Source organism: Novosphingobium sp. (genome assembly GCF_025351285.1).
In the GTDB taxonomy this organism is placed as follows: Bacteria; Pseudomonadota; Alphaproteobacteria; order Sphingomonadales; family Sphingomonadaceae; genus Novosphingobium.
In genome coordinates, this window is the sequence record NZ_JANXWG010000134.1 from 21,644 (window position 1) to 44,228 (window position 22,585).

Consider the following 22,585-nt stretch of genomic DNA (forward strand, 5'->3'; position numbering starts at 1 on the left):
AAATCCTTCAGATGGGATGCGAAACCACCGCGAACATCTCCGCGGTGGCCTTGTGGTTGTCGACCGGCGGGCCCTTGTCCAACTGGCCGTGGCAGATCGCCAGGCTCTGCTCGACGATGTAGCGGCAGCGTTCGAACCGGCGGTCGCGATACGCGCTGAACGCGGCGCCGAGATCGTCGTGGCGGCCGATCTCCTCGGCCAGCACGATCGCCGCGCACAAACCACCGATGCCGCCGCCTATGATGAGAATGTTGCGGTTCATCATCACTTCACTTTCGAACGGCGCGGACGCGCAAATCTTTTCGGGCAGGATGGCCAGCCACAGCGTCGCACCACAGTCCGGTGAAACAAGCCCTTTGGAAGCTGGCTTTCAGTTGAACCAAATACGACACACATCATATCGCGTTGTGTTTCGCGATTTGGCCGAGGACACTCGCGCTTGGCTTGAACTTGCGCTGGAACGTGGTTCTGTCGACGCTGGCCAGTCCGAATTTGGGGTCATATCCGAAGACCCACTCGAAGTTATCGAGCAGCGACCAATGGATGTAGCCAAGCACCGGGACGCCTTTGTCCATCGCAGCGTGCAGGCCGCGCAATGCGGCGGGAATGAACGCAGCGCGCTGGCTGTCGTTACTGGTGCCTACGCCATGTTCGGTCACGAGCACCGGCACTCCGGCGGTTTTCCATGCGTAAGTGACGGCTCCGGCAAGGGATTCGGGATAGATCTCTGTGCCGCGGGTGGTCTTCTCCGCTCCCTCGGGCGGCGGCATTTGGCCCCGCTCGTCGATGCGTGCACGCTCGTAGTTCTGCACGCCGATGAAGTCGTCCTGTCGAGCCGCCTCCAGCCAGGGCCCATAGTAGTAGCGGCGTTTTTCATCGCACCGGCTTGCCGCTCCGACCGGTTGGTCGTCCTCGATGGCCAGGCTCATGCCGACGGGCAGGCTGGTCCGGACTGCCTTGATCGCCGCTTTACCTTGCCGATGGGCCTCGATCATGATCGGCACCATCGCATCCGTCTGCTGGACGCTTTCGATGAACTGCGCGACGAAGGCCGGCGCATCGTAAGCCTTTGCCGCGGCGGCCCTGACCGCATCTTTTCCGGCAAGGGCCTGCGGGGGCAGCTTGAAGCGCAACAGCCGCATGAGATTGGGTTCATTCAGCGTCACGACCGCATGGATGTTCCCCGCCATGTGACGCGCGGCGCGATCGCAGAACCGCGCAAACAGTTGCGGAGCGTCGGGGTTCGTCCATCCCCCCATCGCCGCGAACCATCGCGGGCAGGTAAAGTGGCTGAAGGTTACGACCGGCGCCAGCCCCACCTTGCGGCAGCCGTCGATCATCGCCTTGTAGTGATCGAGCATCGCCACCGAGAACTCGCCCGGTGCGGGTTCGATGCGAGCCCACTCGAGAGAGAACCGGTAAGTGTTGAGGCCGAGGCTCCTGACCATCTCGTGGTCGATCGGCCAGCGGTTGAAGCTGTCGCACGCATCGCCGGACGGGGCCGCAAAGCTGGTCGGCTTCAGGTGCTCGACCGCCCAAGTGTCGCTGTTGGTGTTGTTTCCCTCCACCTGGTGCCCGGCGGTCGCCGCGCCCCAGAGAAAGCCTTGCGGAAACCGTCTGGGCACCGGCTGCGCGAGTGACGGGGCAACCTGGGCTATTGCCCCGGTTGCCACGACACTTTTGAGAGCATCCCTGCGATCGATCTTCATGGCTGGCCCGACCTCTCCTGGCAATTCAATCTGGCTCTCGCCAAGTGCCTAGAAGCGCAGCCCGAACGTAGCGCCGATCGTGCGCACCGAATCGAGGTTGAACGACTGGTTGTAAGTCAGCCGCGGCGGACGGGCAGAGGCGTCGCCGGCATCGGTGCCGATCGAAGTCGGCACATGCTCGTTCGTGCAGTTCTTGCAGAACACCGAGACGCGCACTGCCTTGCCGATCTGCGCGCCCAGGCTGGCGCCGAAGATATCCACCGGCGAAAACACCTGAAGCGGTGCGCCGCTCAGGCCATAGTGGATCGACGAGCGGTGGTACCAGTCACCCCGGATGAACGGAACCACCGTCCCACCGGTCGCGAATTCGTAATTGGCCGCAATGGTCGACGTGAACTTCGGCGCCACCGGAAGGGTATCGCCCGAGGCATCGAACCGATTAACCGTCGCACTGCAACCGCGCGTCGTCTGGGTCGGATAGCACTGGACACCCGGGAAGCTGACGAACTTCGACGACAGCAGTGAAAAACCGCCATTGATCGTCAACCCGGTGAAAGGCAGTGCGGTCATCGCCACTTCGATGCCCTTGGTCCGCGCCTTGGCGGCGTTCGAGATCACGAAGGTCTGGAGATTGGTATCGAAGGACTGGACCTGGAGGTTGTCGAAGCTCGTTGTGAAGGCCGAGACGTTCAGCGTGAGGTGCCGGTCAAGAAAGCTCGACTTGATACCGATCTCGCCGGTGTGCGAACGCTCCGGCAGGATGACCAGCGATCCACCCGGGGTCACAGCTTGGTCGTTGAAGCCCGGGCCCTTGTAGCCGCGGCCATAGAACCCGTACAACATCAACGTTGGCGTGGCCTGGTACTGCGCGCCGAGCTTCCAGCTAAAATCGGTATTCTTGTAGGTTTGCGCGACCTGGGTGCTGGGCCCACCAAGCGGCACGAAGTAGTTGAAGCGCCCCTGCAGCGAGTTGATGTCGATCTTGTCGTGCGTTACGCGGCCGCCTGCGATCAGCTTCAACTGATCGGTCAGAGCATAAGTCATTTGCCCGAAACCGGCGAGGCTTGTCGTGTTGAGAGTGTAGGCCCGGTCACTGCCGAGGAAGAACAGGTTGCTGACTGAGCAGGCCGGCGGGCGCGCACCAGCGACGGCAACCGCACCGACGCAGAACGGGAAACCGGCAGCCACGAAACTCGGCAGATAGTTGTTGCCGCCCAGGAGACTGTCCTGGTGAAGCGTCGACCGAAACGCATAAAGCCCGACCTGTCCGCTCAGGCGATTGCCTGCCGGAAGCGCGATCCGGAATTCGTTCGAGAACTGGTTGTAGTCGGCAATCGTGCGATTGGTGTTGGCGCCATTGGCAGAGAGCGCATCGATGTCGAGTTGCTGGTTGAGATCGTAGAAGCGCCAGGCTGCAAGGTTGGAGATCTCCATCCCGTTGGCCAGTTGGTAACGCACCGTCGCCTGAGCGCCGCCGACCTTGAGGTCGCGCCAATATCCGCCGTCGCCGCCGAACTGGAAATTGTCCCGGCCCGGTGTGATCCCGTCCGCTGCCAGAGCCGGCAGGTTGACGCTATCGGGTGCAGTCCGCAGGTAGGTGGTGGTGAAGATCCCACCCGCACCGGTGAGCTTATTGTAGTCCCCGATGAGATTGATCGACAAGTCGTCACTCGGGGCAAACAGCAGCTTGCCCTTGAGCTGGAGCGACTTGCGGTTGAAGTCGTTTCGCGTCCCCGCGGGTGCGGTGCCCACGTAAGTTACGGGCGGCTCGACGTAAGAATAGAGCGCGTTTAAGCGCAGCGCGGCTTTCGAGCCAAGCGGAAGATTCAACGTCTGACGCGCGATGATCCCTGGCGCGCTGCCGCTGGCACCAGGCTTGTCACGCGAGTCGAACTCGACATCGGTGATGTTCTCGCGGGTGTTCAGCTTGGGCTTTACCGTGACCACGTTGAGCAAGCCCGCCGATGCGTTCTTTCCGAACAGAAGACCTTGCGGCCCATTCAGAACCTCGACCCGTTCAAGGTCCAGAAACTGCGGAGCATTCAGCGCGGGCCGGCCGAGATTGACGTCATCGACCGAAACGGCGACGCTGGAATCGATCGTGCTGGCGAACGCCAGAGTTCCAATACCGCGCACTGCGAACGTGCTGTCCTGCCCGATCTGCAGGCTCGGCGCAGCGCGGGTGATCTGGCTGAGATCGTTGATCTGTTGCAAGCGAAGAGTGTCTGCGTTCACTGCGGTCAGACTGACCGGGACGCGCTGAATGCTCTCACTGCGTCGCTGCGCGGTCACTACAATCTCACCCGCTGGGACTTCTGCTGCGGCTGATTGCTGTGCTTCAGGCGCTTGCACAGCATCTTGAGCTCGGGCCGATGTTCCCAGGGCAAGCAAGCATGCCGAAGTGAGCAAACAGGAAACAACGCGCATCAGTTCATCCTCCACAACGAACCTTCTCGGGGGTCCGCGAGATCCCCTAAAAAAACATCTGCCATTCTTCAAATCTATTGAATTTATAATTTTCTATTTGAAAAACGAATTGCCTTCGTTGGAGGGCTTTTGAACCGCCGTCGGCGGTGAAGAATCGCGCGCAGCGGCGACCGTGCCGCGTTGACTCAGGCGATCGCTCCCCGGTGCTGCCACCGCCAGCCGTGCGAGTTAAAACAACGCTTGCTCGAACGTGTCAGTAAACCTCCAAATCTTCCGCCAGGTCCGCTGGTCCGTTGTAGTTGCGGCGGATGGCCGCAAGAAATCGTCCGCGGTCAGCCGGGGACGTATCGCCCGGCGTGATGTGGGTCACGACAACCCGCTTCACCTTTGCTCTTCCAGCAAGCTGTCCGACCTGTTCGGGGGTGAGGTGGTGATGCGTGAGATGCCAGGTCAACCCGGCGAGCGCCCTTGCATCCATCTCGGGCGTGTTTCGTTTCACCGTTGCCAGGGTGCCGTCCAGGTCGATCATCTCGCTGACGAGCAAGTCCGCGCCCTGCGCCAGTTGCTCCACAGCCGTGCTGGGACCGGTATCGCCGGTGTAGACGATCGAGTGGGCCCGCATATCGAACCGGTAGGCAAAAGATTTGTATCGCCGATCCAGGTCGCTGCCGGGAGGAAAGCTGAAATGGGTATTCTGGACGGTCCGGAGCACCACGCCCTGGGCGATTGTCGTGGTGCTGGCATCGGCCAGTTCGGTCACCTCCACCGTGTCCGCAGGATGGACGGCGGCAGCATGCGGATCGCCATAGCCGGCTTCGGCACCCGGCTGCATCGACGCAATCAGCCCTGCCACCAAGGCCCTGGTGCCGGGCGGGCCATATATCCTCAGCGCGCCCGGAACATTGGTCTGGAAGCGCAAGCCCAGCAGCGCCGCCAGTCCGCCGGTATGGTCCCAGTGCAAATGGCTCAGGATCACGGCACGCAACTGCGGCAACGGAATCTGGGCCTTGGCGAGCTGCTCTGCGGTACCGTCACCGGCGTCCACGAGGATCGCGCCCTCGGGGACCAGCAACACATTGGCCGGCTGCGAACGACGCGGGTTTGCGACCGGTCCTCCCATCGTGCCGAGCGTGATCCATTGTCCGCCCGGCGGTGCGGGCGTGGCTTGTGCCGCCCCGGCCAGCAGCGCCGGTAGCAGTATCGCACAGCCGAGCAGCAGCAGGCGCCCCATCAGAACTTCGCGCTCGCCCGGATGCCGTAAGTGCGCGGCGCACTGCGGACTTGCGTGCCGACACCGCCGATGTTGAAGATCGGCGCCGCGGTGACGATGCGGTTGTTCTCGATATTGCGGACGAACCCGGTCAACGACCAGCGATCGCTGGCGGGTCCGAAAGTAAGCTGTGCGTCGGTCGTCCAGGTCGGACCGACGATCTGGTACGGCAGGTACTCGAAGCCGACCACGCGGCTCGACTTGTACTGTGTGTTCACCTGGGCAACGACCTTGTAGTCGCCCGCGGGGATCGTCTGCTGCCCACCAAGGTTCATCGTCCATTTGGGCGAATTGTAAGACGGCTTGCCCGCACAATCGACCACGCGCAGCGCCGGGTTTGCCGAACTTATGGACACCGGGCAGCCGACGTAAGGCGGGTTGGTACCTAGCGGAACGGTATAGGCGAACGACTGGTACTTCGCGTCGAGGTACTGGACCTGGGCGTTGAGCAGCGTGGTCGGAGTGGCGAGGAATTGTGCCTCGGCCTCCACGCCCTTGTTGACCGAACGCCCAACGTTCTCGGTGAACTGGCCCTGGTTGCCGCGCAAGTCGATGCCGGTGTGGTTGACCTGCTGGTTCTTGTACTTCCAGTAGAACGCTTCGATGTTGAGCTGGAGCCGGTTGTCGAACAGGCGGTTCTTCGAGCCGATGGTGAAGGCATCGATGTATTCCGGCTGGAAGGTTTCCTTGCCGAACGACAGCGAGAACCCGCCCGAGCGATAGCCGGTCTCGAAGCTGGCATAGAGCAGCGAGGTGGGCGAAAGGTCGAACTCGCCCGCAAGCCGGTAAGTCACTTTGCCCGGATTCTGGCTCTGGTTCACCGGGGTCTGCGCGCGCACGATGATTGCACCGGTGGGGATGACGGGGATCGGGCCCGATGCCGGCCCCGGCACCGGGAAGGGCAGTTGTGACAGGCTGTCGGTGACCGGGATCACCGGCGCGTTGGGGCAATTCGGCACGCCGAAGGCGTTGCGCACCGTGCAGACGACGGTAATCACGTCGGCGATGCCGGAAAAGTCCTTCTTGTCTTTCGTGTAGCGCGCCCCGCCAACAAGCCGCAACCGGTCGGTCAGGTGCGTGGTCACCCGGCCGAAGGCGGCATAGGACTTCGTGTCGGAGGTGAACTCCTGATAGGCGGCAAGCGCGTCCTGCGAGAAGGTGTAGTTGCCTTTCACCCTCTCGTCGAAGAAGTAGCCGCCCAGAATATAGTCGAAAATGCCGATCCGTTCACCGGCCCAGCGTGCTTCGACGCTGTACTGGCTGTCGTTTTCCTGGATAAACCCGATGAATGCCGGGGTCGGGAACTTGTCATTAAGGGTGGCGAAGCGCGCTGCCGGCAGCACCGTTAGAGTGCCGGCACCGGTCCGCCAGGTTACCTCGGCGGAGGCTCCGTAATAGTTGTCCTTCACGTAGACATCGGACTCGAGCGCGCCGAGCGTGCGGCCCGGCAAGCCTGCAAACAACGTCCGCCGATAAGCTTGCGCCGCGGGATCGAACAGGCCGACCGAATTGCCGAAGCGCGAAGGCGTGACGATGAACTGCTGGGTCGGGAAGCTGAATGCGAACGCGTCCGAATAATTTGCGCCAACGCCCTTGCCGCCATTGTGCGAATAGTCGCCCGAAATGCGCACGGTCAGGTTGGGGGTCAACTTGCCGAGGAACTGCACCCGCAGCGCCTGGGTCTTCTCGTCCGAAGTGCCGTCCGAATTGTAGCCATCACGCGAAACGACATTGCCCGAAATCCGCAGCGCGCCGTCCTGCCCAACCGGCAGGTTCAACGCAGCCTGGGCGTTTACCGCATTGAAGTTGCCGTAGCTGACCGTGCCGAAGCCCGAGAGTTCGCCCACGCGGGGCCTTGCCGGGATGACGTTGATCGCACCGCCGGTGGCGTTGCGGCCGTAGAGCGTGCCCTGCGGCCCCTTGAGCACTTCGATCCGCTCAAGATCGTAGAACAGTCCGGAGGTGGACGTGGGTCGGCCAAGATAGACCCCGTCGTAATTGATGGCGATGGCAGGATCGCTGTAGCCGTTGACGGTGAAGTTGCCGACACCGCGCAGGAACAGGGTGACGTTTGCGCCGCCGTTGTTCTGCACCGATAGCGAGGGAATGACCGCGCCAAGCTGGCCCGCCGCGCTCAGTCCGCTGGAAACGACTGCTGCGCCCGAAACCACATCAACCGGAAGCGCCGCTTTCTGCAAGTTTTCGGACCGGCGCTGCGCAGTCACGACAATCTCGCCAAGCCCGCCGGCGGGTGTGGCATCGGCGGCAGCCGGTTCGCTGACAGGGGACGACGTCGGAGAATCCTGGTCAGCCGCCAGCGCGCTGGTGGACATGGTGCTGACGAGAATGACGGCCGAACCGCAGAAAAGCGCAGAGCGCATGAAAGCCTCCCCTTTATCGCGATTGTTCCGCGATCTTACCCCTTCAGTTCCACACTGCGCGCGATCCGCAAAATCCCTTGTTCGGATTGATTGTTATTCAATTTTCAAATAGTGGATGTAATGCGATGCGATTTAAAGGTCTGGACCTCAATCTCCTCCTCGTGCTGGAGGTGCTGCTCAACGAGCGGAACGTGACTGCGGCGGCAAAGCGGCTCAATCTCAGCCAGCCCGCGACAAGCTCTGCCTTGGCGCGCCTCCGGCTTTATTTTGACGACGAACTGCTTTTGCCCACGGGGCGAGTCATGCTGCCTACGGCTCATGCACTCAGCCTTCAGCCCATGATCCGGGAGGTGCTGGGTGATGTCGAACGGCTTATCGCAGCATCTACCGCCTTCGATCCGGCCACTTCCGAACGACGATTTCGTCTTGCCGGCTCGGACTATATTTTCACCACGTTGGTGGCGCCGCTTATAGCATTGCTCCAGAACGAGGCGCCAAACGTCTCATTTGAAGTCTCGTCGCTGACTCCTCAAATCATTCAATATCTTGAGCGCGGCGATGTCGACCTGATCCTGACGCCCCGGCAATTCACATCACCCCATCACCCGTCGGTTCTCATTTTCGAAGAGCCACACGTGATCGTCGGTTGGTCCGAGAATCCGCTTTTCGCATCGCAAGTCAGCCTGGAAAGTTTTCTCGCATCGCCCCAGGTTTCTGTCGAACTGGGCCCACAACGAACCCGACCGTTCGCAGAAGAGCAAATGCATAGCATCGGATTGAATCGGCGCATTGACGTTATTGCACCGACATTCGCGGCTGTGCCTTGGCTGCTTCCCAATTCGACTCGGATCGCGGTGCTTCACCAGCGGCTTGCACTGACATTCTCAAAAGTCCTGCCGCTCGCGATTGCAGCGCTACCCTTTCCGATGCCCCTTATGGAAGAAATGGCGCAGTATCATCGCACACGCGAAAAAGATGGCGGGCTGCTGTGGCTGCTCGAACAGATGCAGAATTACGCTAAGCGCCAGCTTATGTCTCAGCGCTCTACAGGACCAGGCTAGCTGGTCGTCCGTGAAGAACGCTGAGGCCCGCAGGATAGCGATGGTTTGTGGCGAATCCAGGTAATCGGATTTGCAAGGTTCCGCGAAAATCTGCTTGGAGGCCCGAGCCGGAATCGAACCGGCGTAAACGGATTTGCAGTCCGGTGCGTAACCACTCCGCCATCGGGCCTCGATACGCAGATCAGCGTGGAACGCGCGGCGGTTAGACCAAGGCGCGGGGATGTTCAATCGGTTTGTGGTGGTGTGGCGTGCGAAGGCGCCATCACGGATCGTCGAAAATACCAGTGCGGCGTTCCATCCCGGCCAAGACCGATTCCTTCTGGTTTTTCGAATACATCAGTTCGTGCTGCGCGATGCTTTCGGCCATCAGCATGTCGTCCGCCGAAAGCTCGGGCATGCGGTTGCACAGCAGCTTCGAGGCGCGGACTGCCTGCGGGCTTTGCAACGCGATCTCCTGCGCAATGGCCATCGCGCGCGCCACCGGGTTGGCATCTACATGCGTTGCAATGCCGTACTGCGCCGCTTGCTCACCCGAAAACTCGCGGTGCGTGTAGATCAGTTCGCGCAACACATCGTCGCGCACGTTGCCGCGCCACAGCACATAGCCGGCCATGTCAGGCACCAGCCCCCACTTGGTTTCCATGATCGCCAGCCGCGCGTCAGGCGCCACCACGCGGATGTCTCCGCCGCTGGCGATCTGCAAGCCGCCGCCGAAGCATACGCCCTGGATCGCCACGACCACCGGCATCGGCAGCTTGCGCCACACCATCGCTGCCTGCTGCGGCCGGTTTGCATTGCCGTGGGTGCGCGCCGTCAGCGAGGTTTCGCTATGCTGATCGGTCCGCGCCATGCTGGCAAGGTCCAGCCCCGCGCAGAACGCACGCCCCGCGCCGGACAAAACAACGCAGCGCACGCCATGCATTCCAAACAGATGCTGGCCGGCTTCGACAACCGCCTCGAACATATCGTCATCGAGCGCATTGAGCTTGTCCGGCCGTTCGAGCCGAACGTGCGCGACTTGGCCTTCCAGCGTGATCGACACGCGGTCACGAAACATCATCGGCGGTTCTTCCAATCTGTTTGTTGTTTTTCAAGCCGCGCTGGCGTTCACGCCCATGCTGGCAAGGTAGCGCTTCACGTTGCGCGCGGCCTGCCGCAAGCGCTGCTCGTTCTCGACCAGCGCGATGCGGACATAGCCTTCGCCTTCCTCGCCATACCCCACACCCGGCGCCACCGCGACTTCGGCGTGCGTGAGCAGTTGCTTGGAAAACTCCAGGCTGCCCATCGCCTTCAATGCAGGCGGCAGCGGTGCCCAGGCAAACATCGAGGCCTTGGGGCTGGGAATGTCCCAGCCGGCGCGGCCGAAGCTTTCGACCAGCACGTCGCGGCGCTTCTGATAGAGCTGGCGGTTGGATTCGACGATATCCTGCGGGCCGTTGAGCGCTGCACAAGCCGCCGCCTGGATTGGCGTGAACGCGCCGTAATCGAGGTAGCTTTTCACCCGCGACAGTGCCGCGATCAGCCGGGCATTGCCCACTGCAAAGCCCACGCGCCAGCCGGCCATCGAAAACGTTTTCGACATCGAGGTAAATTCCACCGACACGTCCTTGGCGCCTGGCACCTGCAGGATCGATGGCGTCGGGTTGCCGTCGAAGTACAGTTCGGAATAGGCGAGGTCGGACAGGATCCAGACCTTGTTCTCCTTGGCCCAGGCCACCAGCCGTTCGTAGAACGCGAGGTCGACCGTTTCGGCAGTGGGGTTCGACGGATAATTGACGATCAGGATCGACGGGCGAGGCACGGTGAACGCCATCGCGCGTTCGAGCGCGCGGAAATAGTCCTCGTTCGGCGTGGTCGGCACCGAACGGATCGTCGCGCCGGCGATGATGAAGCCGAACGTATGGATCGGGTAGCTGGGGTTGGGCGCCAGCACCACGTCGCCCGGCGCAGTCATCGCCGTGGCCATCGAGGCGAGCCCTTCCTTCGATCCCATCGTCATCACCACTTCGGTCTCGGGATCGAGATCCACGCCGAAGCGACGGCCGTAGTAATTGGCTTGCGCCTTGCGGATGCCGGGGATGCCCTTCGAGGCCGAATAGCCGTGCGCATCGGGCTTCATCGCCACTTCGCACAGCTTTTCGATCACGTGCGCGGGCGGCGGCAGATCGGGGTTGCCCATGCCCAGGTCGATGATGTCGCGTCCTGCCGCACGGGCGGCCGCGCGCATGCCGTTGACTTCGGCGATGACATAGGGCGGCAGTCGCTTCATGCGGTAAAATTCTTCGGACATCGGACCTTTCCGGATTTGACGTCGCCGCTTGGCGCGCGCCTTCATTTCAGCGGCCCTTATCGGGGATCGGCGCGCAAACTGCCAGTGCGATGTAGTAAAAAGCCCGCGAGGCCAAGCGGAAGCGCCCAGGCGCACCATGCATCGGCGGCGTAGAACGCCTCATAATGCCGGGTGGAGCCCATGATCGCCCAAGTGGCAAGCGCGATCCGGAACACAAGCGCGCCGCTGGTGGTGGCCGCCATCAACAGCATGCAAGTGCGGTGTGCGGCCACGCGCCCGCGCCGGATGTTGTGGATGCCGAGCGCCAGCAGGGTGAGCCAGACCGCCGCCTGAGCGCTGAACCCCAGCGCCGAAACGCGCGTGACTGGCGCCACCAGCGCCACCGGAAACGCTGTCAGGCCCGAGATCAGCACGTCGGCGGCGGTGATTCGTCCCAACGGCCGGTGCCAGCGAGGATAGCGCCGGGCCGCGAACGTCAGCGGCACCAGCGCCAGCGCCAGCCCGCCGGTGACCATATGCAGCGGAAACAGCAGCGGCAGCAATTCGACCTTGATCGCCAGTTCTTCGGGAAAATCATCAAGCGCGAGCGGCGTGTGCAGTGCCTTCCACGCCGCCAGCATGACGTAGAGCGCAATTGCTGCTATCGCTGCCCCGCGCAGGGCCCGGATCGCCAGGCCTGGCACAGGTACCGATTCCGTAAGGGAGACTGACATGAAGGCATTGTCCCATTCGATCGCGCGGCTGTCGATACCGGTCCTCGCCGTGGTCATGGCCTCGGCCACAGCCCAGGCGGCAGCCCCCAGCCCATACTACGGGCGCTGGACTGTCGGTGGGGAACACTCCGCCTTCACCGCGCGCGGGCGCCAGTACAAGTCGATCGACATCACACAGTGCGGCAAGGATTTTTGTGGGGTCAGCCTCGATGACAAGGGTCGTTGCGGCCCTGTATTGTTCCGTTTCCTGAGTCGCCATGCCCATGGGCAAGACACGCTCTATGGCCACGGCCGCTGGGGTACGATGACCAAGAATATCCAGATCGACACCTGGGGTGGCGAAAGCGAAAGCCCTTCGGCGGATCGGGGGTTGACCCTCTTCCTTGGCGATGGGCACAGTTTTGGGGACAGGTCTGAAAACATGCCCAGGTTCCACGCCGAATACCGCCGCACGGGCTCGGCCATGTGCCGCGCGCGCTGAGGCGCAGCAACAAATTCGCACAAAATTAAAGGGATACGCATTTCATGGCCGGACCGACGAACGGTGATCCTCCGGCGTTCGAGGATCTCGTCCGCCAGCAGGGCGAAACGATGCGCGCGCTGTTCGCGCCATTCGCGCCCGCACTGATGGGGGGTGGGACGGCGATGACCACGCTGGCCGAGCCGGCCGACCTTCAGCATTGGGGCATGTCGGCAGCCAAGCTGCAGAAGATGTGGCTGGAATTCGCCGGCGAACAGGGCGGCACGGCAGAGGTGGCGCTGGCGAAGATGGTCGATCCGGCCAAGTGGGCGGTCATGTTCGGCGAATGGCAGAAGGCGATGCCGCTATCGGCCTGGGAAACCCAGCAGAAGCTGTGGCAGGACAGCATGGCGCTGTGGACCACGGTGCTGGGCGGATATGGGCTTGGAGCTACGAAGCCCGATGCCGCGCCCGAACTGCCCCGAAACGATCGGCGCTTCAATGACGCCAAATGGCGCGAAACCCCGCTGTTTGCGCTGATCCACCAGACGTACCTGCTGCTGTCGGAACAACTCGTGGCGATGGCCGAGCAGGTCGATGGCGTGACGCCCGAGAAGAAGGAGCAGATCCGCTTCATGACCCGGGTGCTCACCGACGCGCTCAGCCCGGCCAATTTCCCGCTGACCAACCCGCTGGTGATCGAGCGCACGCTCGAAATGCGCGGCGACAACCTGGTGCGCGGCGCCGAACACCTGATCACCGATCTCAAGCGCGGGCAATTGACCCATACCGATCCCGATGCGTTCGAACTGGGCCGCAACATTGCGGTAACGCCGGGCAAGGTGGTTTATGAAACGCCGCTGTTTCAACTGATTCAGTACACGCCGGTGACCGATCAGGTGCTGGCGGTGCCGCTGGTGATCTTTCCTCCGTGGATCAACCGGTTCTACATCCTCGACCTCAACCCGCAGAAAAGCTTCATCCGCTGGGCTGTGGAGCAAGGTCTGACGGTGTTCGTGGTGTCGTGGAAGTCGGCCGACGCCAGCATGGCCGACACGATCTGGGACGATTACATCAAGGCCCAGATCGACGCGATCGACCACGTGCGCGCGCGGCTCGATGTGCCCGCGGTCCATACCATCGGCTATTGCGTGGCGGGCACGACGCTTGCCGCCACGCTGGCGTTGATGGCGCGGCGGGGGGAAGCCGACAAGGTCGTGTCGGCCACGTTCTTCACCGCGCAAGTCGATTTCGAGGATGCGGGCGAGCTCAGGAACTTCATCGACGACAAACAGATCAAGATGCTCGGAAATTTGTCGCAGGACGGCTATCTCGATGGCCGGATCATGGCGGCGACGTTCAACGCGCTGCGCGGGCCCGACCTGATCTGGAACTACGTGATCAACAACTACCTGCTGGGCGAGGATTACCCGGCGTTCGACCTGCTCCACTGGAACGGCGACACCACCAACCTGCCATCGAAGTGGCACAAGGCCTACCTCGAGGAGCTGTACCGCGACAACAAGCTGGTCGTGCCCGACGCGATGGTAGTCGACAACACGCCGATCGACCTGCGCCGCATCGAAACCCCATGCTACATCCAAGCCGGGCGCGAGGATCACATCGCTCCCGCCGGCAGCGTGTGGAAGCTGACGCGGCACCTGGGCGGCACTTACAAGTTCGTGTTGGCGGGATCGGGACACATCGCCGGCGTGGTCAACCCACCCAGCTCGGGCAAGTACCAATACTGGCTCAATGACGGAAAGCCCGACTCGCTGGCCGACTTCGTGGCAGGCGCGCGAGAGACCAAAGGCAGTTGGTGGCCCGACTGGATCGAATGGATCGAAGCGGAGGATTCGCGGAGAATTGCTGCGACTGCCAAGCGCAAGCCCGGCGGCAAGGGCGATCCGGCGATCGAGGATGCACCGGGCAGCTACGTTAAATCGCGCTGATAAACTGTCTTTTTTTCAAACGGTTGACGGTTCGGTGACAGCCGACTGAGCGGGCTGGAGCGTGCTCTGGTTGCGTCGAGTTATTGTGCACTGCACAAAAATCTCTTGACTTGCACCTCCGACAAATTATGTTGCGGCGCAGCAGAAGTCATCCGGCGCTTGTCGGACTTGACTTAAATCAACCGACCGGGCGAAATCCCGGACGCAGAAACGAAGGTCCCTATGGCCGATATCGCCAAGCCCATTGCCGAAGCCGACATTGCGACGAAAGTCGAATCGGCCATGCCTGCGGCAGCCCCGGTTGCGGCCAAAGCAACGTCCGCGGAACCTGCCAAGGTCGAAGCTGTAAAGCCCGAAGCTGCCAAGGTAGATGCTGTGGCAAATTCCGTCGCGGCAAAATCTGGTCCCGCCAAGCCGGCCACGATCAAGATCATAGCGGCCAAGCCTGTTCCGGCCAAGGTCAGCCCAAAGCCAGTTGCAGCCAGGACGCCGATCGCAGCCAAGCCATTGAAGACCAAGACCGTACCCACATCGAAACCCGCCGCGCGTCTGCCGGCCCCAGTCAAGGACACCAAGATCCTGGCTACCACCACCACCGAAATCACCACCAAGATCCAGGACGCCGTCAAGGATGCGGCCGCCAAGGCCAAGACTTTCGCTGAAAAGGGCCAGGCTGGCCTCGGCGAAGTCGGCGAGTTCGCCAAGGGCAACGTCGAAGCCATGGTCGAATCGACCAAGATCCTCGCCGGCGGCATCCAGGAAATGGGCAAGGGCTACGTCGCCGAAGCCAAGACCGCGTTCGAGACGATGACCGCCGACGCCAAGGACCTCGCTTCGGCCAAGAGCCCGACCGAGTTCATGGAAAAGCAGACCGCGATCATGAAGAAGAACTTCGACGCGGCCGTTGCCAAGTCGTCGAAGTCGAGCGAAGCGATGCTCAAGCTCGTCAACGAAGCATTCCAGCCGCTGTCGACTCGCATGAGCCTGGCGATGGAAAAGGTGAAGAAGGCGGCCTGATCGCCGCCTGACCGCAGCGCGCAGGCCGTTGGGCCGGCGCGTGCACGGGCAGACTGATCAAGACCGGGCCGGTCGGAGCAATCCGTCCGGCCCGATCTTTTTTGCCTCAGCCCGATTTTCACACCGCCGGGCCTTGTCATTCCTTGTTCGGCAAACCTTATTGGCGACAGGCATGCATCCATGCTTCGCCCGCCCCTTGCTCCGCGTGCCCGCCGCTGCGATAAAGAGACATCATGCACTTCAATCCCCATCAATTGCCGCGCCATGGTGAATTCCTGCCGGAGCAGGCCATGCCGGATGCAACAATCGTCATCGGCGCCGGCGAAGGCGGTGATGATCGCGGAAACGGCGGTCAGAGCGACGACCAGATCGGCGTGGCGACGCGCACCCGCACCCGATCGAAAAAGCCCAGCATGTTCAAGGTGCTGATGCTGAACGACGATTACACGCCGATGGAATTCGTGGTGATGTGCCTCAAGCGCTTCTTCAGCATGGATCTTGAACAGGCCACCCGGGTCATGCTCCACGTCCACCAGAAAGGCGTGGGCGTTTGCGGCATTTTTCCCTATGAAATCGCTGAAACCAAGGTGAACCAGGTGATGGACTTCGCGCGCCAGAACCAGCACCCGCTGCAGTGCACGCTCGAAAAAGCTTAAGCGGAACAATCAGGAAACCCAGCCGCGGGGGCTTTCGTTCGGACCGTGCGCTGTCTATGGCGGGGGCAGGAAGGTTTGCGCGGGGTTCCTGCCCGCGCCTCATTCCCTGCCAGCCTGATCCCCTTCCCTGCCAGCCTGATCCCCTTCCCTGCCAGATTGAACCCGCGCCTTGAAGCTGATCACCGCCACCGATCGCTACATTCTCCGGCTTACGCTGGTGCCCATGCTGGCGGTGTTCGTCATCGCGGCAAGCCTGCTCATGCTCGACAAGATGCTCAAGCTGTTCGATTTCGTGGCGATGCAGGGCGGGCCGGTTTCGATCGTATTCAAGATGCTGGCAGACATGATCCCAGAATATGCCAGCCTGGCGATTCCGCTCGGGTTGATGCTGGGGATACTGTTCGCATTCCGCAAGCTGGCGACGAGTTCGGAACTCGACGTGATGCGCGCGGTCGGGTTGTCGTACACGCGGTTGCTGCGGATGCCCTATGTGCTGACCGCGGTGCTGGGCGCGCTCAACCTGGTGATCGTCGGCTACCTTCAGCCGCTGTCGAACTATTATTACGAGCAGTTGCAGTACGAGTTGCGCTCGGGCGCGTTGGGTGCGTCGATCAAGGTCGGCCAGTTCAACACGCTCCAGGACAAGACTGCGCTGCGCGTTGATTCGAGCCGTGACGATGGACGGATGCTCGAAGGCATCTTCGCGCGCATCGCCACCGACAAGGGCCAGACGCTGACCATCTCGGCGCGCGAGGGACGGTTCTTTGCCGAACGCAACAGCCCGGACACGGTCGTCCTGCGGCTGACCGACGGGCAGATCGTTCAGGACGGACCCGACGTGACCAGCCCGCGCGTACTCAGCTTCGCCACCCAGGACTTGCCGATCGATCTGCCGAGAATCGAGCAATTCCGCAAACGCGGAGGCAAGGAGCGCGAATACCTGCTGCCCGAACTGCTCCGAATGGGCTGGGACAAGACCGCAACCCCGCAAACCCGGGCCGAAGTGCTCGCCAGTTTCAACTTCCGCATCGTCGAAGTGATGATGATGTTTCTGCTGCCCTTGCTGGCCGTAGCGCTGGCGATCCCGCCCAAGCGATCGACGTCTGCGGTGGGGGTTTTCGTGTCGATCGTGATGGTGACCGCTTACCACAAGATCAACCAGTACGGGCAGGACGTGGCGTCGCTCGGCAAGGTGGATCCGACGCTGGCGCTGTGGGGCCCGTTCGTGCTGTTCGCCGCGTTGATCGTGTGGATGTACTGGAAGATCGCCTACGTTCCCGGGGGCCAGCCGATCGCAGGCCTGGAACGCGCCTTTGCGCAAGCCGGCGGCATGTTCCGCCGCTTGTTCAGCCGCAAGCGCCTGCGCGACGAACCGATCGCGAACCCGGATGACGGTGCCGGCTCGACAGGAGGTGCGCTTGCACTTTGATTTCTTCCCGTCGCGCACCATCACGATCTACATGGCCAAGATGTTCGCGGTGCGGATCCTGGCGGTGCTGCTGATGCTGACGCTGGTTTTGCAGATGCTCGACCTGCTCAGCGAAAGCGGCAAGATCCTGGCAGCGCCAGGAAATGGTCAGGCGCAATTGCTGACCTATGTTTCACTGCGTTTTCCGCAGCTTGTCGCACGCTTCTTGCCGTATTCGGTGCTGCTGGCGACGTTGATCACACTGTCGACGCTCAACCAGAACAGCGAAGTCGTCGCGATGAAGGCCGCCGGGTTATCGGCGCATCAGGTCCTGGCGCCGCTGGTGCTGGTGGCCATGGTGTGCTCGGCATTCACCTTTGCCTTCAACGAACGCATCGTCACCCGCGCGACCTCGACGCTCAAGGCGTGGGAGGCGGTAGGGTTCGGCCCGATCCCCAAGGATAGCGGGGTCAAGGCCAACGTGTGGCTGCAGGACGGTCCCAACATCCTGTTCGCCAAAGGTGTCGCGGGTGAAGGCAAGGCGATGACGATGGCCGACGCAAGCTGGTTTCGCCGCGATCCCAATGGCATGGTGGCCGAAATCGTGCGTGCACCCATTGCACGCTATGCCGGCCCGGGCTGGCAGTTCGACCAACCGACCAGCTTCGATGTGCAGAGTTCGCGATTGACCAGGCTTCCGGCACCGGTGATCGTCGCCAAGACCGTCGACCCGGTGCAGGTGTTGATCAACAAGACCGACCCCGACTCAGAATCGCTGCCGCAATTGTCGCGCTCGATCGCCGCGATTCGCAATGCCAATCGCCAGACCGGTGAAATCGACGGCAAATGGTGGCACAAGATCGCGGGCCCCCTGTCGGCGCTGCTGATGCCGCTGCTGGGCGGCGTGGCGGCGTTCGGCCTTGCGCGGTCGGGCCACCTGTTCCTGCGCGTCGTGCTCGGCATGGCGCTCGGCTTCGCCTACTTCGTGGTCGACAACGCTGCGTTGGCGATGGGCAATTTCGGCGGTTACCCGCCCTTGCTGGCGGCGTGGGCACCGTTCGTGTTGTTCGCGCTGATCGGCGAGACGGTGCTAATCCGCACCGAAGAATAGCTCAGCGGCGCAACATCGTGCTGCGCGCGAGGCGTCCGACCAGCGGCATCAGCCCCGGATAGCTTGAGCGTGCATAGGTCGACCCTTCGAGCAAGTGCCCATGCAACCGCCGATGCGCCTCGGCCAGCGAATGGTAAGGCACGCTCGGCAGCAGGTGGTGCAGGGCATGATAGCGCAAGCCCACCGGCGCCCACATTTCGGCCAGCACGCCCGGCGGCGGAACGTTGACCGTATCGAGAAACTGCCCGGTTACGGTCATCGTCTCGCCATCGTTCTCCCACAAATGCGCGACGAGCGTGCGGATCTGGTTGAGCAACGCCACGATCGAAACCACCGCAATACCGATCGCCAGCGGCCGCCAGCCATGCGTGGCGGACCAGCCGAGCACGAACAGCGCCCACGTCGAAGCGCCGAGTTCCTGCCAGAAAACCATCCGTGCAAACTCGCCCTCGGGCCGGCGGCGGCGGAAATCGGGGTTGATCGACAGCGCCGAAAACCGCTCCCACACGAGCTTCCGCAGCGGAGGGACCAACACGCCGAGCGGCACCAGCACCGCCGAGCGCAGCAGCAGCCCCACCGGCAGCAGCAACGCCACGACCACGAATACCGGCAAAGACCACGGCTTCATCAGCGCCAGCGGCAGGTACTCGGGATCATCCGCGGTGCCGTAGCGCGTGCGCGCATGGTGCAGCGTGTGGACGTTTTCGTACATCAGCGAGGGCGTCAACATCGGCACGCCCACCAGCAGGTTCCACGCGAAGCGGAAGCCCGGCAGCGCGGTCTTGTGGATGTGCGTCAGTTCATGGATGAACAAAAGTGCACGATACAGCGCGAGCACTGCAACCACTGCGCAAGCCATCTGCACCAGCGTACCCGGCGCAAGGATCACCCCTGCAAGCCCCGCATAGCCCAGCGCAGCAGAGCCCAGCATGTCTGACCAGTAGATCGCCGGCCGCGCCGCAGCGATGTCGCGCGTCAGGTCGACTGCGGCTCGCAGCATGGCCTTGTCATCAGGCGTTACGGCCAAGTTGCGCGGCAACACACCCGTCGCTGTAGCGGCCGGCACGGACCCCTTGGGCTTCAGGACATCACTCGCAATCATCGACCAGTTTTCCGAATGCCATATTCCCGCATGGAACCTTGCGTCGCATCGTCAGGCCTGGCTCGTGGCTTGACAAGCGGCCGGGACAGTCCGCAGGGCACAATTGATTACGTTCTTATTCGCAAACAAAGGCAAGATAGTGGCAAGCCAGACCGTACTTTCGGGCAATATCAAGATCACGCCAGTGGCCGGCAAGCATGATCTCGACGCCTTCATCGACCTTGCTTACCGCCTCAACGCCACTGACCCGAACTGGGTTCCACCGCTGCGCGGCGACGTCAAGGAACTGCTCACTCCAGGCAAGAACCCGTTCTTCGAACACGCCGAGGTTCAGTTGTTCCTGGCGAGGCGCGCCGGCAAGATCGTCGGCCGCATCTCGGCGCATATCGATCACCTCGCGCTGACGGTTCCGCCGGCGCAGGGCATGGGCCCCGGCACCGGCAACTGGGGCATGATCGAGGCCGAGGACCGCGCCATTTCCGATGCCTTGATCGCCCGCGCCGAACAGTGGTTGGGCGACAAGGGCATGATCCGCGTGCTGGCCCCGCTCAGCCTGTCGATCTGGGACGAACCCGGGTTGCTGACGTTGGGCCACGATCATCCGCCGATGGTGATGATGGGCCACCACCCCGCGCACCTGCAGGGCTGGATCGAAGGCGAAGGCTATACGGTCGCCAAGCGGCTTGTGACATATGAGCTTGATATCACAAAGGAATTTCCACCTCTGATCGGCCGGATCATCGCTTCGGGCGAAAAGAACCCGCGCATCCGCATCCGCGAGGTCAACCTCAAGGACTTCGCCAACGAAGCCCAGACCATCCTCCACATCCTCAACGATGCGTGGAGCGACAACTGGGGCTTCGTGCCGATCACCGACAGCGAGATCGCCTACGTCGGCAAGAAACTGAAGCCGCTGATCCGCCCCGACCTGGTGCGGATTGCCGAAGTGGACGGAGAGCCGGTGGCCTTCATGATGACCTGGCCCGATCTCAACCGTCCGATCAAGCAGATCGGCGGCAAGCTGTTCCCGTTCGGCTGGGCCAAGCTGCTGCTGTGGCTGCGCAAGCCCAAGAATGCCGATATGCGCGTGCCGCTCATGGGCGTGGTCAAGCGCCTGCAAGCCAGCCGCCTCGCCAGCCAACTGGCTTTCATGATGGTCGAATACGTCCGCCGCGCAGCGGTCAGCGAATACGGCGGCAAGCGCGGGGAAATCGGGTGGATTCTCGACGACAATCAGGGAATGGTCGCCATCGCCGACGCCATCAACAGCAAGATCAACAAGGAATATCTGATCTACGAAAAGGCGCTGTGAACACTACGCAAGATCACTGCATCAAGTAGCCGAGCCATTCGCTCATCGCGCGGCCAATGCAGCCGTCATCGGTTCCGCAGGCCGCGCGTTTGGTCAGGTATTCCTTTTGCAAGGTGGCCAGAACCGGGTCCGTGGCCAGCGACCGATTGCGGGCCGCGGCCGTGGCAACGCTGCGATACAGACTGGTGAGCGCGGCGTTCCTGCATATCCGCGCAAGATCGCTGGATGCCGCTGCGCTGCAATCGAAACCGGGGCCGGGCCCTTTTACGGGCCACGGTTCCAGGAGCAGTGTCCCCTGATCGTCGAGGATTGCCAGCAGCAGGTTGGGGCCCAGCCGCGCGGTTGCCATGCCGTTTACGCCGCTGTAGGGGGTGCCCTGGCAGCGGTATTGCGTTGCCAACACAACCCGGTCCCGGCCCAGGCCCATGTTCTGCGGCGTTGGTCCTGGCTGGGTTGTCGGCTTCTGTAGCTTGGCCGTAAGCAGTGTGCTCAAGCGCGTGTTCTTGTTGGTTTTTACAACGCGAGAACAAGCGTCGAGATTGGCCTCGCTTCCGTTCGGGCCAAAGCCGAAGAAATTGATCTGGACGGCCTTGGGGCCCAACACGAGTTCACGCCCCACCAATCGGGGATCGTCCTTGGCAAGGAACGCGCCCTGGACATTGCTGACCGCGGGATCGCGGAAGGTGTGAACCACCTGCCAATGCTCCGCGCCCGGCAGGGCCGCCGGGGCGGCCTTGGCCAGCGCGATGCCGGCAAGACCGGCAAGCAATGCGCCCGGCAAGGCCAATTGTGCACGACGCTTCACTGCTTGGGACCCGGCACCGTCAAGCGCGCAGCCAACAAGGCCTCCTCGAAGATCTTGGAAGCGGTCACGATCGCAGGTTTGGGATCGTTGGCATTGATGATCGCCCGCGCGCCCGTATAATCGGACTTGGTCGCATTGAAGTAATCGCTCAATTTATGGCCATTCGCAAAGCCGTATCCATTCAGCATGCCCCATGCCATGATTTGATAGGCATCGTTTGCCTGCAAGACCCGCTCGGGGTGGTACAGATACATCAGGCCGCAGCCGGTAGCATCGCCGGCTGCGGCATAATTGTACCACCAGGTCAGTTGGACGTACCCACGGCCGTAATAGGAATTGGCTGCTCCCGGGGCATCCATGTAGGTCGTCGGCGCCTTCGTCGCTGGCAAGGCGCCGCCCTGGTGCGGGAGATTGCCGTATGCGGATTTTTCTTCGACGCCCTTGATCACGCGGTGAATGGTGTACAGCCGTCCGTTCACCTTGATGGTGTATTGCGACCCGTCGAAGATTGTAACCAACGCCTTCATCGGGTCTGCCGTCGCTGACACGAAAGGCGTCACCTTGACCGGCAGATAATAATTTCGGCCAGCGCCTTTGCCGGCTTCCTCTATCGGCGTCCCGGTTACGTAAACGTGCCTTGCCTTTTTCTTCGGCGCGGCCGGAGGCAGGCTGACGATGTGCGCCGCTTCCCAGAATGTTGTGCCCATCATGTAGGCTATCCAGCGAATGTCGGTGACGCGCGTGTCGGCCGCGGCCAGACCTAGCAAGCTGGCAAAATTGGCCGTCGATCCCGAGTAATAATGCCCCTTGGCCTCGGTGTCCGTCGTTTTGCCGAAGCCAAGGTCCACGGCTTTCTGGAAAGCATCCAGATCGTACCTTCCCGAATTTGCGTAGTCGACGGCCATTTCTGC

Annotated in this window: 19 protein-coding genes and 1 tRNA gene; 8 read left to right on the plus strand and 12 right to left on the minus strand. The window is 62.2% G+C overall.

Going from position 1 to position 22,585, the window contains the following annotated elements; genetic code table 11:
- Nucleotides 1-7 precede the first annotated feature (7 nt).
- The 5 genes from Q0R16_RS16215 to Q0R16_RS16235 form a co-directional block, all read right to left on the minus strand.
- Nucleotides 8-262, minus strand: a complete 255-nt coding sequence (locus tag Q0R16_RS16215) for a hypothetical protein (protein ID WP_366857860.1) — start codon at nucleotides 260-262, stop codon at nucleotides 8-10.
- Between the two features lie 133 nt (nucleotides 263-395).
- Entirely contained in the window at nucleotides 396-1,709 is a 1,314-nt protein-coding gene (locus Q0R16_RS16220) for a family 1 glycosylhydrolase (RefSeq protein WP_295638446.1), read from the minus strand.
- Nucleotides 1,710-1,757: 48 nt separating this feature from the next.
- Nucleotides 1,758-4,136, minus strand: coding sequence for a TonB-dependent receptor (locus tag Q0R16_RS16225; protein ID WP_295638449.1), 2,379 nt, complete (start codon nucleotides 4,134-4,136; stop codon nucleotides 1,758-1,760).
- 253 nt (nucleotides 4,137-4,389) lie between these two features.
- Entirely contained in the window at nucleotides 4,390-5,367 is a 978-nt protein-coding gene (locus tag Q0R16_RS16230; protein ID WP_295638452.1) for an MBL fold metallo-hydrolase, read from the minus strand.
- Nucleotides 5,367-7,787, minus strand: coding sequence for a TonB-dependent receptor (locus tag Q0R16_RS16235; protein WP_295638455.1), 2,421 nt, complete (start codon nucleotides 7,785-7,787; stop codon nucleotides 5,367-5,369). Before Q0R16_RS16235 ends, Q0R16_RS16230 begins: the two co-directional genes overlap by 1 nt.
- A gap of 125 nt (nucleotides 7,788-7,912) precedes the next feature.
- On the opposite strand from Q0R16_RS16235, the gene Q0R16_RS16240 reads away from it, so the two are divergent.
- Nucleotides 7,913-8,848, plus strand: a complete 936-nt coding sequence (locus tag Q0R16_RS16240; protein WP_295638458.1) for a LysR family transcriptional regulator — start codon at nucleotides 7,913-7,915, stop codon at nucleotides 8,846-8,848.
- Between the two features lie 95 nt (nucleotides 8,849-8,943).
- Here the strand turns inward: Q0R16_RS16240 and Q0R16_RS16245 are convergent.
- The 4 genes from Q0R16_RS16245 to Q0R16_RS16260 form a co-directional block, all read right to left on the minus strand.
- Nucleotides 8,944-9,017, minus strand: a tRNA-Cys gene (locus Q0R16_RS16245).
- Nucleotides 9,018-9,110: 93 nt separating this feature from the next.
- Entirely contained in the window at nucleotides 9,111-9,908 is a 798-nt protein-coding gene (locus Q0R16_RS16250) for a crotonase/enoyl-CoA hydratase family protein (protein WP_295638461.1), read from the minus strand.
- A gap of 30 nt (nucleotides 9,909-9,938) precedes the next feature.
- Nucleotides 9,939-11,138 (minus strand): LL-diaminopimelate aminotransferase, encoded by a 1,200-nt coding sequence (locus Q0R16_RS16255; protein WP_295638464.1) that lies wholly within the window; start codon nucleotides 11,136-11,138, stop codon nucleotides 9,939-9,941.
- Nucleotides 11,139-11,194: 56 nt separating this feature from the next.
- A complete protein-coding gene (locus Q0R16_RS16260) occupies nucleotides 11,195-11,851 on the minus strand; it encodes a DUF2306 domain-containing protein (RefSeq protein ID WP_295638468.1) in 657 nt (218 codons plus the stop codon).
- Between Q0R16_RS16260 and Q0R16_RS16265 the strand changes: the two genes are divergently transcribed.
- From Q0R16_RS16265 to lptG, 6 genes are all read left to right on the plus strand, one after another.
- A complete protein-coding gene (locus Q0R16_RS16265) occupies nucleotides 11,850-12,332 on the plus strand; it encodes a hypothetical protein (protein ID WP_295638471.1) in 483 nt (160 codons plus the stop codon). The genes Q0R16_RS16260 and Q0R16_RS16265 overlap by 2 nt on opposite strands.
- A 44-nt stretch (nucleotides 12,333-12,376) precedes the next feature.
- On the plus strand, nucleotides 12,377-14,263 hold the full coding sequence (gene phaC, locus Q0R16_RS16270; RefSeq protein ID WP_295638474.1) for a class I poly(R)-hydroxyalkanoic acid synthase: 1,887 nt from the start codon (nucleotides 12,377-12,379) through the stop codon (nucleotides 14,261-14,263).
- 222 nt (nucleotides 14,264-14,485) lie between these two features.
- Nucleotides 14,486-15,280 (plus strand): phasin family protein, encoded by a 795-nt coding sequence (locus Q0R16_RS16275; RefSeq protein WP_295638478.1) that lies wholly within the window; start codon nucleotides 14,486-14,488, stop codon nucleotides 15,278-15,280.
- Nucleotides 15,281-15,570: 290 nt separating this feature from the next.
- Nucleotides 15,571-15,936 carry an ATP-dependent Clp protease adapter ClpS gene (gene clpS, locus Q0R16_RS16280; protein ID WP_295638481.1) on the plus strand — a complete coding sequence of 122 codons (366 nt, stop codon included), beginning with the start codon at nucleotides 15,571-15,573 and terminating at the stop codon, nucleotides 15,934-15,936.
- A 169-nt stretch (nucleotides 15,937-16,105) separates the two neighbouring features.
- The gene (lptF, locus tag Q0R16_RS16285) at nucleotides 16,106-17,365 is read left to right on the plus strand and encodes an LPS export ABC transporter permease LptF (protein WP_295638484.1); all 1,260 of its coding nucleotides are present in this window, start codon (nucleotides 16,106-16,108) and stop codon (nucleotides 17,363-17,365) included.
- Nucleotides 17,355-18,455 (plus strand): LPS export ABC transporter permease LptG, encoded by a 1,101-nt coding sequence (lptG, locus tag Q0R16_RS16290; protein WP_295638487.1) that lies wholly within the window; start codon nucleotides 17,355-17,357, stop codon nucleotides 18,453-18,455. The genes lptF and lptG overlap by 11 nt, the downstream gene beginning before the upstream one ends.
- Before the next feature lies 1 nt (nucleotide 18,456).
- On the opposite strand, the gene Q0R16_RS16295 is transcribed toward lptG, so the two are convergent.
- A complete protein-coding gene (locus Q0R16_RS16295) occupies nucleotides 18,457-19,557 on the minus strand; it encodes a fatty acid desaturase (protein ID WP_295638490.1) in 1,101 nt (366 codons plus the stop codon).
- 139 nt (nucleotides 19,558-19,696) lie between these two features.
- Here Q0R16_RS16295 and Q0R16_RS16300 point away from each other — a divergent pair, with 139 nt between their 5' ends.
- On the plus strand, nucleotides 19,697-20,869 hold the full coding sequence (locus tag Q0R16_RS16300) for an N-acetyltransferase (RefSeq protein ID WP_295638493.1): 1,173 nt from the start codon (nucleotides 19,697-19,699) through the stop codon (nucleotides 20,867-20,869).
- Between the two features lie 13 nt (nucleotides 20,870-20,882).
- Here Q0R16_RS16300 and Q0R16_RS16305 read toward each other — a convergent pair whose 3' ends face one another.
- Together Q0R16_RS16305 and Q0R16_RS16310 are read right to left on the minus strand one after the other, a co-directional pair.
- Nucleotides 20,883-21,656: a hypothetical protein gene (locus Q0R16_RS16305; RefSeq protein ID WP_295638496.1), complete on the minus strand. Its 774-nt coding sequence runs from the start codon at nucleotides 21,654-21,656 to the stop codon at nucleotides 20,883-20,885.
- 14 nt (nucleotides 21,657-21,670) lie between these two features.
- Entirely contained in the window at nucleotides 21,671-22,579 is a 909-nt protein-coding gene (locus Q0R16_RS16310) for a hypothetical protein (protein WP_295638499.1), read from the minus strand.
- Nucleotides 22,580-22,585 lie beyond the last annotated feature (6 nt).

Coding starts and splice junctions, on each gene's coding strand:
- Q0R16_RS16215 (WP_366857860.1), bottom strand. CDS start 262: ATGAACCGCAACATTCTCATCATAGGCGGCGGCATCGGTGGTTTGTGC.
- Q0R16_RS16220 (WP_295638446.1), bottom strand. CDS start 1,709: ATGAAGATCGATCGCAGGGATGCTCTCAAAAGTGTCGTGGCAACCGGG.
- Q0R16_RS16225 (WP_295638449.1), bottom strand. CDS start 4,136: ATGCGCGTTGTTTCCTGTTTGCTCACTTCGGCATGCTTGCTTGCCCTG.
- Q0R16_RS16230 (WP_295638452.1), bottom strand. CDS start 5,367: ATGGGGCGCCTGCTGCTGCTCGGCTGTGCGATACTGCTACCGGCGCTG.
- Q0R16_RS16235 (WP_295638455.1), bottom strand. CDS start 7,787: ATGCGCTCTGCGCTTTTCTGCGGTTCGGCCGTCATTCTCGTCAGCACC.
- Q0R16_RS16240 (WP_295638458.1), top strand. CDS start 7,913: ATGCGATTTAAAGGTCTGGACCTCAATCTCCTCCTCGTGCTGGAGGTG.
- Q0R16_RS16250 (WP_295638461.1), bottom strand. CDS start 9,908: ATGATGTTTCGTGACCGCGTGTCGATCACGCTGGAAGGCCAAGTCGCG.
- Q0R16_RS16255 (WP_295638464.1), bottom strand. CDS start 11,138: ATGTCCGAAGAATTTTACCGCATGAAGCGACTGCCGCCCTATGTCATC.
- Q0R16_RS16265 (WP_295638471.1), top strand. CDS start 11,850: ATGAAGGCATTGTCCCATTCGATCGCGCGGCTGTCGATACCGGTCCTC.
- Q0R16_RS16260 (WP_295638468.1), bottom strand. CDS start 11,851: ATGTCAGTCTCCCTTACGGAATCGGTACCTGTGCCAGGCCTGGCGATC.
- phaC (WP_295638474.1), top strand. CDS start 12,377: ATGGCCGGACCGACGAACGGTGATCCTCCGGCGTTCGAGGATCTCGTC.
- Q0R16_RS16275 (WP_295638478.1), top strand. CDS start 14,486: ATGGCCGATATCGCCAAGCCCATTGCCGAAGCCGACATTGCGACGAAA.
- clpS (WP_295638481.1), top strand. CDS start 15,571: ATGCCGGATGCAACAATCGTCATCGGCGCCGGCGAAGGCGGTGATGAT.
- Q0R16_RS16295 (WP_295638490.1), bottom strand. CDS start 19,557: ATGATTGCGAGTGATGTCCTGAAGCCCAAGGGGTCCGTGCCGGCCGCT.
- Q0R16_RS16310 (WP_295638499.1), bottom strand. CDS start 22,579: ATGGCCGTCGACTACGCAAATTCGGGAAGGTACGATCTGGATGCTTTC.